This window comes from Conexibacter sp. DBS9H8 (assembly GCF_023330685.1).
Lineage (GTDB): Bacteria > Actinomycetota > Thermoleophilia > Solirubrobacterales > Solirubrobacteraceae > Palsa-465.
The window spans coordinates 1,295,968-1,313,761 of the sequence record NZ_CP097128.1 but is presented as its reverse complement, the minus strand read 5'-3'; the positions used below and the strand labels follow the sequence as shown (position 1 = coordinate 1,313,761).

At 71.5% G+C, this 17,794-nt stretch carries 14 protein-coding genes; 5 read left to right on the top strand and 9 right to left on the bottom strand.

The features are described from left to right. Positions 1–2: 2 nt before the first annotated feature. The 5 genes from M3M55_RS06175 to M3M55_RS06155 all read right to left on the bottom strand — a co-directional run bounded on the left by M3M55_RS06175 (position 3) and on the right by M3M55_RS06155 (position 7,112). Positions 3–1,286: a hypothetical protein gene (locus tag M3M55_RS06175; RefSeq protein ID WP_249011954.1), complete on the bottom strand. Its 1,284-nt coding sequence runs from the start codon at positions 1,284–1,286 to the stop codon at positions 3–5. Positions 1,287–1,475: 189 nt separating this feature from the next. After that, entirely contained in the window at positions 1,476–2,354 is an 879-nt protein-coding gene (locus M3M55_RS06170; protein ID WP_249011953.1) for an SDR family NAD(P)-dependent oxidoreductase, read from the bottom strand. 9 nt (positions 2,355–2,363) lie between these two features. After that, a complete protein-coding gene (locus tag M3M55_RS06165; RefSeq protein ID WP_256469043.1) occupies positions 2,364–5,303 on the bottom strand; it encodes an NAD-dependent epimerase/dehydratase family protein in 2,940 nt (979 codons plus the stop codon). A 16-nt stretch (positions 5,304–5,319) separates the two neighbouring features. Next, positions 5,320–6,351 (bottom strand): DegT/DnrJ/EryC1/StrS aminotransferase family protein, encoded by a 1,032-nt coding sequence (locus M3M55_RS06160; RefSeq protein WP_249011951.1) that lies wholly within the window; start codon positions 6,349–6,351, stop codon positions 5,320–5,322. Between the two features lie 59 nt (positions 6,352–6,410). Then, positions 6,411–7,112, bottom strand: coding sequence for a polysaccharide deacetylase family protein (locus tag M3M55_RS06155; protein WP_249011950.1), 702 nt, complete (start codon positions 7,110–7,112; stop codon positions 6,411–6,413). A 69-nt stretch (positions 7,113–7,181) separates the two neighbouring features. Here M3M55_RS06155 and M3M55_RS06150 point away from each other — a divergent pair, with 69 nt between their 5' ends. Continuing rightward, complete coding sequence (locus M3M55_RS06150; RefSeq protein WP_249011949.1) at positions 7,182–9,350, top strand: AAA family ATPase; 2,169 nt, start codon at positions 7,182–7,184, stop codon at positions 9,348–9,350. A 34-nt stretch (positions 9,351–9,384) separates the two neighbouring features. Here M3M55_RS06150 and M3M55_RS06145 read toward each other — a convergent pair whose 3' ends face one another. Together M3M55_RS06145 and M3M55_RS06140 are read right to left on the bottom strand one after the other, a co-directional pair. Then, positions 9,385–9,636: an RNA-binding S4 domain-containing protein gene (locus M3M55_RS06145; protein ID WP_249011948.1), complete on the bottom strand. Its 252-nt coding sequence runs from the start codon at positions 9,634–9,636 to the stop codon at positions 9,385–9,387. A gap of 42 nt (positions 9,637–9,678) precedes the next feature. Beyond that, complete coding sequence (locus M3M55_RS06140; protein ID WP_249011947.1) at positions 9,679–11,088, bottom strand: cytochrome P450; 1,410 nt, start codon at positions 11,086–11,088, stop codon at positions 9,679–9,681. Positions 11,089–11,113: 25 nt separating this feature from the next. Between M3M55_RS06140 and M3M55_RS06135 the strand changes: the two genes are divergently transcribed. Then, the gene (locus M3M55_RS06135; RefSeq protein ID WP_249011946.1) at positions 11,114–11,767 is read left to right on the top strand and encodes a TetR/AcrR family transcriptional regulator; all 654 of its coding nucleotides are present in this window, start codon (positions 11,114–11,116) and stop codon (positions 11,765–11,767) included. A gap of 106 nt (positions 11,768–11,873) precedes the next feature. On the opposite strand, the gene greA is transcribed toward M3M55_RS06135, so the two are convergent. After that, positions 11,874–12,344, bottom strand: a complete 471-nt coding sequence (greA, locus tag M3M55_RS06130) for a transcription elongation factor GreA (protein ID WP_249011945.1) — start codon at positions 12,342–12,344, stop codon at positions 11,874–11,876. Between the two features lie 95 nt (positions 12,345–12,439). On the opposite strand from greA, the gene M3M55_RS06125 reads away from it, so the two are divergent. From M3M55_RS06125 to M3M55_RS06115, 3 genes are all read left to right on the top strand, one after another. Next, entirely contained in the window at positions 12,440–13,639 is a 1,200-nt protein-coding gene (locus M3M55_RS06125) for an LLM class flavin-dependent oxidoreductase (protein WP_249011944.1), read from the top strand. Further along, the gene (locus M3M55_RS06120) at positions 13,636–14,442 is read left to right on the top strand and encodes a CE1759 family FMN reductase (protein WP_249011943.1); all 807 of its coding nucleotides are present in this window, start codon (positions 13,636–13,638) and stop codon (positions 14,440–14,442) included. The genes M3M55_RS06125 and M3M55_RS06120 overlap by 4 nt, the downstream gene beginning before the upstream one ends. Positions 14,443–14,505: 63 nt before the next feature. Further along, complete coding sequence (locus M3M55_RS06115; protein ID WP_249011942.1) at positions 14,506–15,660, top strand: NAD-binding protein; 1,155 nt, start codon at positions 14,506–14,508, stop codon at positions 15,658–15,660. Between the two features lie 232 nt (positions 15,661–15,892). On the opposite strand, the gene ilvD is transcribed toward M3M55_RS06115, so the two are convergent. Beyond that, positions 15,893–17,785, bottom strand: coding sequence for a dihydroxy-acid dehydratase (gene ilvD, locus M3M55_RS06110; protein ID WP_249011941.1), 1,893 nt, complete (start codon positions 17,783–17,785; stop codon positions 15,893–15,895). Between the last annotated feature and the right edge of the window lie 9 nt (positions 17,786–17,794).

Genomic DNA, 17,794 nt, shown 5'->3' with positions numbered 1-17,794 from the left:
CCTCAACCCTCGAAGGGGGTCAACACCGAGCGGCGCTCGGGCAGGCGTGAGTCGGGATCGACGGCGAGGATGCGCAGCGCCGCCTCGGGTCCAGCGACCGCCCGCGCCTGACGGACCGCCTCCCCGAGCCGGGCCGCGCGCGCCTCGGCCGGGTCCTCCAGCAGGGTCCGCTGATCACCGGCAGCGGGACCGAAGCGTTCGACCGCAAGGGTGAGGGACGTCGCCGGGGCGGGCATCAGCGCGAGCCGGGGGCTCAGCGCGAGCCGCATCCGAGAGGGGTCAGAGAGCGCCTCCCGGAAGGTCACACGCTGGTTCCAGCTGCCGCCGCCCTCGATGAGCGCGGCCGAGACGACGACGGCACGCAGGGAGCGGCCGCGGCGCTCCCTGCGGGCGAGCAGGCGGTCCACGAGCACGCCGAGCACCCGCTCAAGCTGGGGGCCGTCCGCCGCCTCGAAGAGGTCGAGGGTCTCGCGCACCAGTTCCCCCGGAGTCCGCGGACGGAGGGGGAGATCGAGCCCGCAGGCGAGGCGTTGGGCGAGGATACCCAGGGCCCCGAAGCGGTCAGCCACCGCCGCTCGATCGAGTGCCGCAAGTTCACCGAGCGTTCCGATCCCGAGCCGCGCGAAGCTGTCGGGCAGTCCGGCGAGCTCATCCCGGCTCGCGAGCAGATCGACGGACAGGGGTGCGAGGAAGCGGCGACACTCCGCCTCTCCCCCGCCGATCACCAGCGGCCGCCGGGCCCGGGCCCGGGAGGCGGCGGCCACCGCCCCAAAGCGAGTCGCCGCGACACCGAGGCGCGCGGAGGCTCCGAGCACGCGCCGAGCCGCGGCAAGGACCGCTCCGATCGGGCCGACCGCCCCCGCCCCAACCGGTCCCTCCCCGAGCAATCCCGCCACCCCCTCAGCAGAGGCGTCCGCGGCGTCTCCTCCGTGCAGGCGCAGCAGACCGTGAGCGTCGAAGCAGGCGATTCCCGGTACGTCTGACTCGACGGCGGCGCCGATCGACTCGAGCCCGAGCAGGATGCCCTCCCAGCGCTCGGCCACCCCGACCGGATCGGGCGGCACGAGCGTGAGCGCCGGACAGCGGGAGAGGGCCTCTCCGAGCGCCATCCCCGCCCTCACCCCGAACGCCTCGGCCGGGGCGGACACCTCACCGAGCCGCAGGCCGCCCGGCTCGGGAGCGAGCGCCACCGGCTGGGCCAGCAGCGCCTCCCGACGGTCGCCGACGGCGACCGTCAACGCGAGACGGGGCATCAGCACGGCGACGATCAGGGGAGAGGAATTCATACGAACAGATGTTCGCATCGGGGTCGGCTGTCACCAACTCGACCCCGGCCGGTTTCCCGCTCGTTGCCGTCTTTTTTCCTCCCGGCGCCGTCGGATGGCCCACATCACCGGGGTCAAGCCGCGGTCTGCACGATCGCGTGCAGAGGGGTGCGGCGGCGGGCCCGTCCACCGCCGCGCACGGCCGGCGCTTCAGGCGACGTAGTGGCCGATCTGGCTGAAGAGGATGTCCTGGACGGCCGGGACGGCTGCGTAGGCGGCATTGGAGAGCGTGCCCAGCGGCGTGGAGACCCGCTTGGGGCGTTTGCGGATCGCTTCACAGACGAGGTCGGCGGCGGCGTCCGGGGACAGGGCGGGGAGACGCTCGTAGTGCTTGGTCGGGGCGATCATCGGGGTCCGCACGAGCGGCATGTAGACGGTCGTGATGTCGACCCGGTCGAGCACGATCTCCGGGGCGATCGACCGGGCGAAGGCGTCGAGGGCCGCCTTGGAGGCGAGGTAGGCCGAGAACCGCGGCGTATTCGTCTGCAGCCCCATCGTGGAGATGTTGATGATGTGCCCGGAGCGGCGGGCCCGCATGCCGGGGAGCACCCCGAGCGTGAGGCGGACCGCTCCGAAGTAGTTGAGCGCCATCGTCCGCTCGTAGTCGTGGAAACGCTCGTAGGAGCGGGCGACCGAGCGGCGAATCGAACGTCCCGCGTTGTTGATGAGGATGTCCGGAACGCCGTGGTCGGCGCTCACTGCGGCCACGAGTCCGTCGATCGCCTCGAGGTCGGTGAGGTCACACGGGTACGCCGCGGCGGTGCCGCCCGCTGCGGCGATCTCGGCCACGACCTGATCGAGGGTCTCCCGCGTTCGGGCGACGAGGATCACCCGGCCCCCGGCGGCGGCGACCCGGTGGGCGCTCGCCCGGCCGATCCCGGAGGAGCTGCCGGTGATGAGGACGAGCTTGCCGCCGACCGCCTGCTCGAGGGTCGGGGCGACGAGCTCACCGGCGGCCGGAATCCGGGCGCTGAAGGACAGGGCGGCCCGTGCCCCCGCCCCGATCAGCGGTCGCATCCGCGAGGCCATGGACGGACCCTACACCGGGGTCCCGGAGTCCTGAAGCAGTTCCTTGAGTGGCACCGCCCGCAGATGGTGGGCGGCGAGCGCGGCGGCGATCCGCGCGATCTCCGCGCGCGCCTGAGGGAGATCGGTGACGTGAACGGCGATCACCGCGCCGGCGTGGAGGTTCTCGAGCTGATCCCGGTTCCAGCCGCGCCAACTCGCGCCGTCGATCTGGAGCCGGCCGGCGACGAGCCGGCCACCGGTGCCGTGGGCGAACAGCCACTGGCCGAGGCTCGGGCCGGTCGAGGCATACAGGAACGGGTGGCGGTGGCCCCAGTGCAGACCGAGCCGAGCGAGCATCAGGTGCAGTTCCCGCCGCGTCCGCAGCCAGTTGAGCAACCCGCTGTCATCGAGCAGGGGCAGCGCCTGATCACCGACGGCGTGGACGCCGTCGGTGGCCGCGTCAAAGCTCGTCAGGTTGGGGCCCGTGTCGATCGCGAAGGAGGCGTGCATTCCCGCCCGGCCGAGCACCTTGAGCAGGCCGGCGACCTCCCCGGGGTGGGCTTCAAGCATCAGGCCGACCTGAGGCCGGGCGGTCGTGACGGCAGTGAGGGCCTGGACGGGCGCGACGGCCGAGACGACCGAGTACGCCAGTCCGGCGGTGAGCACCCAGCCCGAGACGACAAGCGCGGTGAACGCCGTGCTGAGCGCACGCACGGTCCGCACCCGCCAGACCGGGAGCGGGCGGATCCGCCGTTCACAGTTGGCGATCAGGGTGGCTGTCGAGGCACGGAGGGCAAACCGGGCGTCCGGTTCGGGCCGGCCGGTCGCCAAGGCGGCCGTGAGCGCGGGGGCGAGCTCGGCCTCGGTGCGGGCGACCCGGGCGAGGCCGAAGCGCTCGTAGGCGAGGTTGGAGGCGCGGATGTGGCCGTAGCCGAACCCGTAGGAGATCACCGGGCAGCCGCGGATGATCGCCTCGAGCACCGTGAGACCGGCGCTCGAGTGGATGAGCGCGTCGGAGGCGGCGAGGATGTCGCCCATCTGCTCGGTGAAGCCGAGGACGCGGAGGCGCGGCTCATCCGGGAACGCGAGCTCGACCTTGGCGCGGGCTCGCTCGTTGTGTCCGCACAGGCAGAGCACGGTCGCGTCGTCGACGGCGAGTGAGGCGCGGACGGCGCCGCAGAGATCCCCGATGCCCCAGCCGCCCCCGGACACCGTGATGATCGCCCCGTCGGCGGGCAGACCGAGGCTTGCCCGGGCGCCTGCGCGGTCGCGGCCGTGGAGGAACTCGGGCTTGGTCGGCGGACGGGCCCAGCGGACGCTGCCGGGACCGGCGATCTGCTCGACCTCGTCGGCGGACTCCGGATGGGTGATGTAGTGCATGTCGACCCCCGGGTGGGCCCAGTGGTGGAGCCCGGCGAGGTCGGTGATCGACGAGTAGAGCGGCACCTTGAGCCGGCCCCGCTGGCGCATCTCGGCGAGGACGACGGTCGCGCCCGGGTAGGTGGAGACGATCACGTCCGGCTTGTGGGCCTTGATCAGGCGCATCAGGCCACGGGAGCCGATCGCCGTCAACAGCCGGCGCGAGAGCCAGCGGGTCGGTGCGACGTTCATGAACAGGCGGTACTGCAGGTCGAACCACCACGGCACCCAGCGGAACATGAAGGCGGAGTTCTCGCGCAGGGTGCGGGTGATGAGCGTCCCCATGCAGACGAGCGAGTTGACGATCGCGACCTGAGCCCCGGGATGCTCGCTGAGGAACTCCGCGGCGACCGCCTGGGCCGGAAGATCGTGCCCGGCGCCGATGTCGGCGGTGAGGATGAGGACATTGGGGGCATCCGGCAGGGCGGAAGGCTCCGGCACCCCGGAGTCCACCCGGGCCGGCGCAGCGGCCTCGTCGGACTCGACGACAGCCAAGGACGCGACCGCAGTCCCTCCCGTCGCCACAGACCCGACCGTCGCCACGGGGGCCACCGGCCCCGGGGTCCTGACGAGCGTCTCAGCAGACACCGCGGCCGCCACCGGCGCCGCGCCGTCGCCGCCGAGCCCGACGGCCGGCGGCGACGCCACCCCCGTCTGGGCGCGTTTCCAGTCGATATAACGCCGCACACCCTCCCCAAAAGACGTCTGCGCCGTCCACCCCAACTCCGCCTCAGCCCGCGCCCCCAACACCACCTTGGACCCCAAATCCCCCGGACGCGCCGGACCGACCACCACCTCCACATCCCCCACATACTCCCCCACCAACTCAGCGATCTGCCGAATCGTCACATCCTCATCCGACACCAAGTTATAGACCCGATTGACCGCCACATCCGCCAACCCATCCACCACCCCCTGCGCCAAATCCTCCACATACACAAACCGCCGCGACTGACTCCCATCCCCCGACAACACCAACGCCTCACCCGCCAACGCCCGATTCACAAACGACGGCACCACCGCCGCCTCCCGCGCCCGCGGCCCATACGGAATCCCAAACCGCAACACCGTGTACTCAATCCCATACAACTCCTGATAGGACCGGCAATACAACTCCCCCGCCAACTTCGTCGACGTATACAAATGCGCCGGCGCCGGCAACAACGTCTCCTCATCCACCACCGCCGCCTCCGTATCCGAATACACCCAGATCGTCGACGCAAACACCACCCGCGACACCCCCACCCGACGCATCGCCTCCAACACCGCCGCCGTCCCGCGGCAGTTGATCTCCTCCGCCTGGGCGGGCGCCTTGAGGACGTCGTTGACATCGGCGACCGCCGCGAGATGGGCGACGACGTCGATGGCGTGCTCACTGAGGGCCGCCTCGAGGGCAACCATGTCGGTGATCGACCCGAGCACGGTCGGAACGTCGGGATGCCACGGGGACGGGCGCAGGTCGAAGATGACCGGGTCATGCCCGGCCGCCGTCAACTTGTCGACCACGTGTGATCCGATGAATCCCGATCCGCCTGTGACCAGAACCCTCACCGGTTAACCCCTCCCCTCAGGAGTCGGCGTCCAGTTGCGGACGGTAGTACAGCGGCGGACAGGAATGGTGTTTTGCCACCCAGTCGGTGTTGGGCAGCTCGACGTGGGTGTGACCGAAGATGCGGTGACAGGGCTGATCATAGACCCGGCCGGTGGACTGTTCGAGCCAGTCAAAGACGATGTACTTATACAGGCCCGAGGTCATCCCGGCGGGCAATTCAAGCCGGGAGCCGGGAAAGCGCGGGTCGAGATGCTCGCGCGCAACGGCGTTCTTCCAGGCGACGACGTCGGGCATCCGCTCGGTCTGGATCAGGCCGAGCGCGGCGGTGAACTCGTTCATGCGGAAGTTGAGACCCTGGACGTCATAGCTCGGCTTACCGTAGTTACGGAAACCACGGGCGAACTCGATCAGTTCCGGACGCTTGGAGACGAGGATCCCGCCCTCCCCCGTCGACACGGTCTTGGTGGCGTAGAAGGAGTAGACGCCGGCGTCGCCGTACTGGCCCGGCTTGGTGACGCTGCCGTCGGACCCGCGCCACTCCGCGCCGTGGGCGTGGGCGCAGTCCTCGATCAGGAAGATGTCGTGGGCGGCGCAGTAGTCGGCGATCCGCTTGGCGTCAAAGGCGATGTGGCCGCCGATGTGAACGAGCAGGGCGGCCTTGGGGCGGTACCGCTCGGCCTTGGCCTCGAAGTCGGCGAAGGACATGCACAGGTCCTCGCGGTTGCAGTCGACGAACTCGACCCTGGCCCCGGCGCGAACCGCAGCGAGCGGGGTCGCCATGAACGTGTTCGAGGGACAGAGCACGGTCTCCCCCTCGACCCCGGCGAAGTGCAGCGCGGCCAGCGCGCCGCCGCTCCAGCTCGAGGTGGCGACCGCGGGCAGGCCGTTCCAGTCCGACCAGGCCTGCTCGAAGCGCTCGGTGAAGGTCGCCTCCGACCAGCGGTTCGAGTCGATGACCTCGTCGATGAGGGCGTGGAAACGGTCCCGATCGCGCTGATCGAACCCGATGGCGAAGCGGCCGTAATCGGGCGCAGCGGTGGATTGCATCGGTGGTGTGCTCATTCTGTCGGGCGCCGGCCGGCGCGGAAGGCTCAGGGCAGCGGGCCTCAGGCGACCAGTACGGTAGCGAGGCCCCGCGCCTCCAGTGTGCTGAGAATGATGGCGAGTGCAGCGGCGGTACGTCGGTGAGATTTATCTGAGCTGTAGAAGTCGGCGTCGTGGAGCAACATCACGTCCCCCTCCGCGACCGCCTCACCGGCGCGAGCGCCGGTGCCCTGGAGGGCGTTGGCGGCGATTCGCTCCGGGGTGCTGAGGCGCCGCCAGTCCTTGCCCCAGGCTGACCACAACAGCGGCGCGAGGCCGTGTGCGCGCGCGTGGACGAGACCGGCGGGCGAATAGATCCCGTACGGCGGGCGGTGGCGGAGCGGCCGGATCCCAATCGCGTCCTCGATGGCCGCGATCCCGCGCGCGTAGTCGCGCTCGAGGGCGCGGCCGCGCCGGCGGGTCTGGAGGAGGTGGCGGTCCCCGTGGAGGGCGATGCCGTGGCCCTCGGCACGCATCCGGGCCAGCAGGGCGGGGCGGCGGCGGACCTGCTCACCGACGACGAAGAAGGTCGCGCACGCGCCGTGGGCGGCGAGGACGTCGAGGATCGCCGGAGTGCCCTCCGGGTGGGGGCCGTCGTCGAAGGTGATGGCGATCCCGGAGGCGGCCGTCCGGGTGGCGACGCCGAGCCGGTGGGCGCTCGGCGCGTGCAGGGAGGCGATCGCGTGGTGGGCGACGGCGATACGGGCGAGGGGACCGGCAGGCACGCCGTGTTTGTAACAGCCCACTCACGGTTGCGCGTCCGCCGCCTTGGCGAGGTCTAACGTGCCGCGGAGATGTCCGCTTTCGACGCTGAGGTGACGGTGACCCGGCAACGGTTCGCCAACCGGGAGACCGGGTTCGCCGTGCTCGACGCCGAGCAGGACGGTGAGCCGATCGTGCTCGTCGGGCCGCTCATCCATCTCGAGGCGCGGGAGCGGGCGCGCGTGCTCGGCAGCTGGGTCACCGACAGCCGGTACGGCCCCCAGGTGAAGGTGTCCGAGGCGCGCCCGCTGGCGCCGGTCGACGCCGCCGCCCTCATCACCTACCTGCGCAAGGTCAAGCACGTCGGCCGTAAGCGGGCTGAGGCGCTGCTCGAGCGCCACGGACAGGCCCACGTGCTCGAGGCGATCGACCGCGACCCGGTCGGGACCTTCCAGGGGGCCGGGCTGTCGGCCGGACGGGCCGCCGAGGCCGCCGCCGCCTGGCAGGAGCTGCGCCTCACCCGGCAGCTGCACCTGCTCCTCGCCCCACATGGGCTCGGCTACCTCGTCAGGCCGATCCATGCCGAGTACGGGCCGAGCGCCCAGCGGGTGATCCAGGAGAACCCCTATGAGCTCACGCGCGTGTTCGGCGTCGGGTTCCTCACCGCCGACCGGATCGCCCGGTCCCAGCACGGGGACATCAGCGCGATCCCCGGCCGTCCGCGGGCAGCCGTCGTCCATCTGCTCGCGGAGGCCGAGCGCAACGGATCGACCTGCCTGCCCCTGCGCCTGCTCACCGAGCAGGCGCAGGAACTGCTCGGCCACCCGCTCGCCGAGGCCGATCTCAGCGACCTGCTGCGGGCCGGGGACATCATCTTCGAAGCCGACCCGGACGGTGAGACCTTCGTCTATCGGACGGCCACCGCCGAGCTGGAGGCCGAACTCGCCGAACGGGTCCGCGGGCTCGTCGGCTCGCCGGGACGGCTCAGTGGAACGACGCCGTCACTCGCCGACACGGGGATCGCGCTCACCGACGAGCAGGCCGCCGCCGTGGCGGCGGCGTTCGCCCACCGGCTGTCGGTGATCACCGGCGGCCCGGGCACCGGCAAGACCGCGACGGTTCGCGCGATCGCAACCGCCGTGACCGCCGCGGGGGCAAAGGTGCTCCTCGTCGCGCCGACCGGACGCGCGGCCGCCCGGATGCGGGAGGCCTCGGGGCTGGAGGCGAGCACCGTCCACTCGGCGCTCGGCTGGATTCCCGGGGAGGGACCCGAACACGATGAGGACGACCCGGTCCGCGCCGACCTGTTGCTGCTCGACGAGTCCTCGATGGCCAACCTCGAGCTGATGGTGACACTCCTGCGCGCGATCTCGCAGCGGGCCCACGTCGTCCTTGTCGGGGACGCCGACCAGCTCGCCCCGGTCGGGGCGGGCAAGCCCTTTGCCGAGATGCTCAGCTCCGGGGTGGTGCCCTCCACCCAGCTGAGCCACATCTTCCGGCAGGCGGCGGGCTCGATGATCGTCCAGGGCGCGCACGCGATCCGCCGCGGCGAGATGCCCTCCTTCCAGGCCGGAGTCGGCACCGACGGGGAGCCGATGCGCCGCGACCTGTTCCTGATCGAGCGTAACGACCCGCGAGCGGCCCGCGAGGAGATCGTCTCGCTCGTCGCTGAGCGCCTGCCCGCCCACTACGGGGTCGATCCGGTCGCCGACATCCAGGTGTTCGCGCCCGTCTACCGGGGTGAGCTGGGGATCGACGCGCTCAACACCGCGCTGCGGGAGCGGCTCAACCCGCACGGGCCGCCGGTGGGGGGCGGACGGCTGCGCCTCGGGGACAAGCTGATGATGACCGGGCGCAACCTCCATGAGCTGCGGCTGATGAACGGCACCCTGCTGCGGCTCGTCGATGAGATCCCCGGCGGGTCAGGCGGTGACGGCGATGAGGCGGCGCTCCTGCTCACCGGTGACGACGGGACGGTGTTCCGGCTCGCGCCGGAGGAGGCCGAGTCCCTCAGGCTCGCCTACGCCTGCTCGGTCCACCGCGGCCAGGGGATCGAACTGCCGGTCGCCGTGATCGTCGCCCATCCGGCCGCCGGCGCGTTCCTCCTCCGCCGGGAGATGCTGTACACGGCGGTCACCCGCGCCCGGATCGCGACCGTGATCGTCGGGGTCGGCGCGGTCGTCGCGCGGGCGGCGGCGACCCCGGACGGGGGCCGGCGCCACAGCCGGCTCGCCGCGCGGCTCACCGCCCGGCTCGCGTAGACCTGACCTGCGGATGCCCCTCCGGCGGCCGCGTTCAGGCGCGCCGGGCGAGCGTCACGCTGTGACCGTCGAGGGTGACGACGTCACCGGGGTGCAACTGGCGCCCGCGTCGCTGCTCAGGCTCGCCGTTGACGGTGATCGCCGCGGTGGCGAGGATCGCCTTGACGTCGGAGCCGATGCCGGCGATCCCGGTGAGCTTGAGCAGCTGGCCGAGGCGGATCATCTCCCCGGAGATCTCGACCGTTTCAGCCGTGGCGCCTCGATCCGCATCTCCCGTTCGGGTCATCGCCGAGAACCCTAGCGGGAGCGGTCGCCGCTGATGGAACGATCACCGCCGGCGCAGGGTGAGCGGCAGCCCGTCCGCCGGGTACGGGCCGGTGCCGTAGTCGATCGGCGGCTCATATCCGGGCGGCACACTCAGCTCGAAGCGGCCGAGCAGCTGGTGGATGATCGCCTTGACCTCCATCCCGCCGAAGTGCAGCCCGATGCACTTGTGCACGTTGCCGCCGAAGGGCGCCCAGGCGTAGGGGTGGCGCTTGTCCTCAGCCCGCTCGGGAAGAAAGCGGTCGGGGTCAAAGACGTCGGGGTCAGACCACCAGGGCTCCATCCGGTGGGTCGGATAGACGCCCAACAGCAGGCGGGTGCCCGCCGGGATGTGGTGGCCGTCGATCTCGGTGTCGGCGATCGCCTGGCGGGCGATCACGCCAACGGGAGCGTTGATCCGCAGCGTCTCCCGGAACACGCGGTCGAGCACGGGCAGCGCCTCGAGATCATCAAAGCCGATCATCGCCCGGCCGACGGCGGCGCCCTCAGCCCGGACGCGCTCCTGCCATTCGGGATGCCGGGCGAGGTAGTAGGCCATCATCGACGCGGTGATCGTGCTCGTGTCATGGGCGGCCATCATCGTGAAGATCATGTGGTTGACGACATCGGCGTCATCGAAGCGCTCGCCCTCCTCGGTCTCGGCGTGGCAGAGGACGCTGAACAGGTCATCCCCAGGCCGGGCGCGCTTGGCCGGGATCTGGGCGGCGAAGTAGCCGGCGAGCCGGCGCCGGCTCGCCAGCCCGCGATGCCACTTGCCGCCGGGGATGTCGGCGCGGACGAACGCCTGTCCACCGACGACGGTGTTGATGAACGCCGCGTTGAGCCGGTCGGCCTCGGGCCCGAGCTGCCCGCCGACGAACACCTCGGTCGCGATGTCGAGGGTCATCTGCTTGACCGCCGGATAGAGGGCGAACCCGTCCATCTCCGGCCAGGCGCTCACCGCCCGCTCGATCGCCGGGTTCATCGCGTCGAGGTAGCCGACGAGTCGGGGCCGGGTGAACGCCTGCTGGAGGATCCGCCGGTGCTGGCGGTGCTCGTCAAAGTCCATCAGCATCACCCCGCGCCGGAAGAACGGGCCGATGAAGTAGTCCCACCCCTCCTGGCTGGAGAACGCCCGCTCCCGGTTCGCGTAGACGGTGCCGAGCCCCTCAGGGCCGAGCACCATCACGACCCGCGTTCCGAACGCGTTGACCCAGAACAGCGGCCCGAACCGGGCGTGCATGCGCCGGCACAGCTCGAGGCTGTCCTGGAGGAAGCCGAGCGAGTGGCCGACGAGCGGCACCCCCGGATCACCGAGGACTGCGCGCAGCCCGCTGCTCGGGTCGGGAACCGCCAGCGCGCGGGCGTCCCCGGCAGGGATCTGTTCGATCAGCGTGCCGGCGACACCGCGGACACGCATGGCAAGGGGGGTCATCATTTCTGGTACTGTACGGTTCCAGATGTCGGACGTCAAACCGCCAACGGAGCGACGCGCCTACGCCGGCCGAACCGGCGAGGACCGAGCCGCCGGACGTCGCGAGGCCCTGATCGACGCCGCCTTCACCCTCGTCGCCGCCGACGGGTGGCGAGCCCTGCGGATCGACGCGGTCTGCCGGGCCGCGGGCCTCAACAAGCGCTACTTCTATGAGAGCTTCGCCGATCTCGATGCCCTCGTCGGCGCGCTCACCGCGAGCCTCGCGGACGCGGCGATCGCCGTCACGCTCGCGGCGATCCCGACCGGAGCAACCCCGGAGGAGGCTGCGACCCGCGGCATCGCCGCCTTCGTCCACCACCTCACCGACGACCCCAGGCGCGCACGCGTGCTGTTCGGAGTCGTGCCGGCGAGCGACCGGGCCGCCGGCCACCGCAGCGCGGCGATCCACCGGCTCGTCAGCACCGCCGCGAGAACCGGCCGGGACCTGCACGTCCTCGGCGCCGCCGCGAGCGTCGACATCGCCGCGGCGATGCTCGTCGGCGGCACGAGCCAGGTGATCCTCGACTGGCTCGACGGAACGCTCCCCTGTTCTGAGGGCACCCTGATCGCGTCCCTGATCGCGTTCTGGCAGGTCGTCGGCGACAGCGCCGCCGCCCAGGCCCACCCCGGCCACGCCTGATCCGCGCGGTCACCTCGCCCCCAGGGCGACCACGCCCGCCCTCAGCGAACCCGGCCCGGCGGGTCGACCACCGAGTCGACCCGCGGGAGCGGCGCCGGCGACCGCCCTAGGCGATCGTGTCGATCCGCAGCCGCCGCTGGCCCTTGGGCGTGGCGACGGTCGCGACCTCACCCAACCGGTGGCCGACGAGGGCCTGGGCGACCGGGGAGGCGGAGGAGATGTGGCCCTCGGCCGGACGGGCATCGTTGGGGGAGACGATCGTGAAGGTCTGTTCCTTCTCGGTGCTGAGGTCGGTGACCGTGACGGTCGCACCGTGGCGGACGAGGCCGGCGGCGACGGTGGCCGGCTCGGCGACGAGGACGGCGGCACGCAGCTGCTCGCGGAGGCGAGCGATCTTCGTCTCCAGGTGCGCCTGGGCCTCCTTGGCCGCGTGATATTCCGCGTTCTCCTTGAGATCACCCCACTCGCGGGCGGTCTTGATCCGGGCGGCCATCTGGTGACGGCCGTCCCCTTCCAGCTCATCCAGTTCCGCCCGCAGGCGGGTCAACTCCGCCTCGGTCATCTCGATCGCATCCATCCCGCCGATCCTAGACGCCCCCGGCCATCGCACCCTTAGTTGTGTCCTCAACTACCTGCTACGCTGATCGACACGACATCATTGGAGGTGGTCAGATGCAGTTCGGAATCTTCTCGGTCTCAGACATCACACAAGACCCCGTGACCGGCGCGACGCCGTCGGAGGCGGAACGGATCCAGGGGTACGTGCAGATCGCCCGGACCGCGGAGGCGGCGGGGCTCGACGTGCTCGCCATCGGCGAGCACCACAACGCGCCGTTCGTCAACTCGTCCCCGACGACACTGATGGCCTACCTCGCCGCGGTCACCGAGCGGCTCATCTTCACCACCTCGATCGCCCACATCACCACCAACGACCCGGTCCGGCTCGCCGAGGACTACGCGATGCTCCAGCACCTCAGCGGGGGGCGGGTCGACGTCACCTTCGGACGCGGCAACACCGCGCCGGTGTACCCGTGGTTCGGCAAGGACATCCGCCAGTCCCTGCCCCTCGCCCTGGAGAACTACAACCTGCTCCACCGCCTCTGGCGGGAGGACGTCGTCGACTTCGAGGGCCGGTTCCGGACGCCGCTGCAGGGGTTCACCGCAACGCCACGTCCGCTCGACGGGGTGCCCCCGTTCGTCTGGCACGGCTCGATCCGGACCCCCGAGATCGCCGAGCAGGCCGCTTTCTACGGCAACGGCTACTTCGCCAACAACATCTTCTGGCCCAAGGAGCACTACCAGCGCCTGATCGGCTTCTACCGGCGTCGCTTTGCCCACCACGGACACGGGACCGAGAAGCAGGCGATCGTCGGCCTCGGCGGTCAGGCCTTCATCGCCAAGAACTCCCAGGACGCCAAGCGCGCCTTCCGCCCCTACTTCGACAACGCGCCCGTCTACGGTCACGGCCCCTCCCTGGAGGACTTCTCCGCCCGCACACCGCTCGCGGTCGGCTCCCCCCAGGAGGTGATCGAGAAGACGCTCTCCTTCCGGGAGGCGTTCGGCGACTATCAGCGCCAGCTGTTCCTGATCGACCACGCCGGGCTGCCGCTCGCCACCGTGCTCGAGCAGATCGAACTGCTCGGCTCTGAGGTGGTGCCGGTGCTGCGGCGCGAGTTCGAGTCCCGGCGCGATCCCGAGGCCCCCTCGGATCCGCCGACCCACGCGAGCCTCGTCCGCGCCCGCTACGGCGACGGGCCGACCCGCCAGTTCCGGCCCAACGCCGACCGCGGCGACAACCTCACCGCCGCCGGCCGCCCCTACCAGGACACGCCTGCGTCGGTGAGCGAGGTCCCGGCGACGGCCCCGGCATGAAGCTCGTCACGCTCAACGCGGGCGTCTCTGACCCGTCGGCGACACGGATGCTCGCTGACCGGATCATCCGGGAGATCGTGGCGCGCGCCGAGGGCGAGGGGATCACGGTGACCGTGCGGATGGTCGATCTGCGCCACCTCGCCACGGAGATCGCCACCGGCCTCATCTCGGGGCTGATCGGCCCAGGGGTGGAGCAGGCGATCGCCGCCCTCGCCGAGGCCGACGGGGTGATCGCCGCGACGCCCGTCTACAAGGCGACCGTCAGCGGGCTGTTCACCTCCTTCATCGACCTCGTCGACGATGACCTGCTGATCGGGACCCCGGTGCTGTTGGCGGCGACGGCGGGCACGGCGCGGCACGCGCTCGTCGCCGACGAGGCCCTGCGCACCCTGTTCGGCTACTTCCGCGCGCTCACCGTGCCGACCGCCGTGTTCGCCTCCGCCGAGGACTGGGGGGACCGGTCCCTCGCTGACCGAGCGGGGCGGGCGGCGACCGAGCTGCTCGCCCTCGTCCACGGCGGGGTACGGGAGCGGATCCGCGCCCAGGCGTGGCGGGGCTATGACCATGAGATCGGCTCGCGGGCGACGGCCGCGGTGAGTGACGGTCCAGGGCGGCCCGACGGTGGGGCCGGACGGGCGGAGCCGGCGAGCATCGAGCAAATCGACGGGGTCGAGATCGCCCTCGACAGCGAACTGATGCGCCTGGCGGCCGGCGGCCGCCTCGCCGGCGAGGCGACGCCCAGCTTCGAACCGGGGCCCGGCCCGGTGGCCGGGCCCACGGTCGGCCCGGCCGGGACGGCCTGAGGGGCCTCCCGATCCGGGACCGGCTGACAGGCCCTGACCGCGCTGACACAATCGGCGCCCACGATGACCGAACGCCTGCTCATCCTCGGCGACCGTCGCAGCCTCGCTGACGCGCTCGTCCACCAAGTCGGCGCCGGCGGGGGCAGCGCGGAGGCGGTGCTCGCCGGCTCCGACGCGGAGCTCACGCGGCGACTGAGCGAGGACGGCTGGACGGCGGTCGCCGTCCTCACCCACGACGACGCGCTCGCCCTGCGACTCAGCCTGCTCAGCGCCCACGTCCGGCCCGACCTCGAGCTGTGGGCAACGTTCTTTGACCGGTCGATCCTGCACCGGTTCTCCGAGATCGTCTCCTTCGTGCACGTGGTCGCGACGGCCGACCTCGTCGCCGACGCGCTCGCCCGCCGCTGCTGTGGCCACGCCGACTGCAGCGGGGCGGGGCTGCGGGCCGGGCTGCGGATCGTCGATGACGCCCTCACCCTGATGCTCCGGGCCGGCGCGGGCCTGATCGGGGTACTCACCCTCCAGACGCTGCTGACGGTGATCGCCTTGCACGACGGGGTCGTCAACGCCCTCTACTTCAGCACCCGGTCGGTGGCGACGGTCGCTGACGTACCCAACTCGACCCACGCCGCCTCCTGGTTCAAGCTCGTCTCAACGGCGACCACGATCACCTCCGTCGTGCTCGTGGCGATCTTCACCGCCGCGCTCGTCAAACGGCTCGGCCGGCCGCGCCTGACGACGATCTTCGGACCGCGACGAGCCCCCGCTCACGGTCACGCGATCCTCATCGGCTTTGGCCAGATCGGCTTCCGGCTCGCCCAGGCCCTGCAGAAGCGCGGGGTCCCCGTGCTCGCCCTCGAGCGCAGCTTCGACGCGCCCTGTGTCCGGCTCGCGGCGGAGGCGGGGATCCCGCTGACGATCGGACGGGGGGACGACCGCGCGACCCTCGAGCTGCTCGGGGTCCGCCGGGCCGCGGTCGTCGCGGCGGTCACCTCCGATGACCTCACCAACGTCGCGATCGGCCTCGCCGCCAGTGACGTCCGGCCCGGGGTGCCGCTCGTGCTCCGGCTCGGGGACGGGAACGTCGCCGCGGAGACCGAGTCGCTGCTCCATCTCGGGGAGATCGTCGACGCGAACCAGCTCGTCGCCGAGCACATCAGCGCCGCCCTGTTCGCCCCGCGGGTCCGCGACCCCGAGCACCTCTGGCGGTCGATCTGAGCAGACCGCGGGCGACTCGGAGGAACGAGGGGGGACTTGTGTGTTCACAGGACGCAAAAGTCCCCCCTCGTTGGGCGGCGGGACGGCCGGATCCGGCGACGCGCGGGCCGGGGCCCCGCGCAGCGGGGCGCGCATCGGGGCGGGCCGGGGGGCGCAGCGGGGCGCGCATCGGGGCGGGCCGGGGCGCGCAGCGGGGCGGGGGCGCTCCGGCAGAGCGCCCCCGACACCACCCTCAGACGGAGATCGGCTTGGCGGCCGCGGCGGCCGCCATCGCCCGCGCGACCGCGTCGACATCCCGGACCGCGCCGGTGTCGGCCGAGGTCGCCATCAGCGCGTAGGCGCGCAGGGCGGGACTGACGGGGCGGTCACGCAGCTTGGGGGCGTACCCACCGGCGGACTCGATCCGCTCACGGCGCTCGGCGAGCTCCTCCTCGGACACCTCGAGCTGGAGGCGGCGGTGGGGGATGTCGATGCTGATGAGGTCACCCGTCTCGACAAGGGCGATCGTCCCGCCCGCCGCCGCCTCCGGTGAGGCGTGGCCGATCGACAATCCGGAGGTGCCGCCGGAGAAGCGGCCGTCGGTGATCAGGGCACACGCCTTGCCGAGGCCGCGGCCCTTGAGATAGGAGGTCGGGTAGAGCATCTCCTGCATCCCGGGGCCGCCCCGTGGACCCTCGTAGCGGATGACGACGACGTCACCGGGCTTGACGGTGTCGTTGAGGATCACCTCGACGGCGTCCTCCTGGGACTCGACGACGACGGCGGGCCCGGAGAAGGTCCACAACGACTCGTCCACCCCGGCGGTCTTGACGACCGCGCCGCGGGTCGCCAGGTTGCCGTAGAGGATCGCCAGGCCACCGTCGGTCGAGTAGGCGTGACTGAGATCGTGGATGCATCCGTTGGCGGCGTCGGTGTCGAGGCTCTCCCACCGTTCAGACTGAGAGAACGCCTCCGCGCTGCGGCGACAGCCGGGGGCGGCGTGGAACAGGTCGATCGCCGCCTCCGAGGGGCGCGGACTGCGGACGTCCCAGGCGCCGAGCCACTCGTCGATCCCGGCGGCGTGGACGGTGTGGACATCGGTCGCGAGCAGGCCGCCGCGGTGCAGCTCGCCGAGGATGGCGGGGATCCCGCCGGCGCGGTGGACGTCCTCCATCAGATAGGTGCCGTTGGGGGCGACCTTGCACAGGCACGGGACCCGCTTGGAGATCGCGTCGATGTCGGCCATCGTGAAGTCGAGCTCGGCCTCCTGGGCGGCAGCGAGCACGTGCAGGACGGTGTTGGTCGAGCCGCCCATCGCGATGTCGAGGGCGATCGCGTTCTCGAACGCCGGGCGGGTGGCGATGCTGCGCGGAAGCACGGAGTCGTCGTCGCGGTCGTAGTAGCGCTCACACAGCTCGACGACGAGCCGGCCGGCGTCCTCGTACAGGCGCCGGCGCAGCGTGTGGGTGGCCAGCGTCGACCCGTTGCCGGGAAGGCTGAGTCCGAGCGCCTCGGTCAGACAGTTCATCGAGTTGGCGGTGAACATGCCGCTGCAGGAGCCACACGTCGGGCAGGCGGCCTCCTCGATCCGGGCGATGTCCTCGTCCGAGACCTCGTCGTTGACGGCGTCGGCGATCGCGGTGATCAGGTTGAGCCCCTTGCGGACGGTTCCGTCCACCAGCGTCGCAGTCCCGCCCTCCATCGGGCCGCCGGAGACGAACACCGTCGGGAGGTTGAGCCGGAGGGCGGCGTTGAGCATCCCCGGGGTGATCTTGTCGCAGTTGGAGATGCAGACGAGCGCGTCGGCGCAGTGGGCGTTGACCATGTACTCGACGCTGTCGGCGATCAGGTCACGACTCGGCAGGCTGTAGAGCATGCCGCCGTGACCCATCGCGATCCCGTCGTCGACGGCGATCGTGTTGAACTCCCGCGGGATACCGCCCGCGGCGCTGACCGCCGCGGCGACGATCTCCCCGACCGGCTTGAGATGGGTGTGCCCCGGGACGAACTGGGTGTAGGAGTTGACGACGGCGACGATCGGCTTGTGACCGATGTCCTCACGGGCAACGCCGGCGGCCCGCAACAGCGCGCGGGCGCCGGCCATGTTGCGGCCGTGGGTGACGGTGCGGGAGCGAAGAGCGGGCATGTCTGGAGG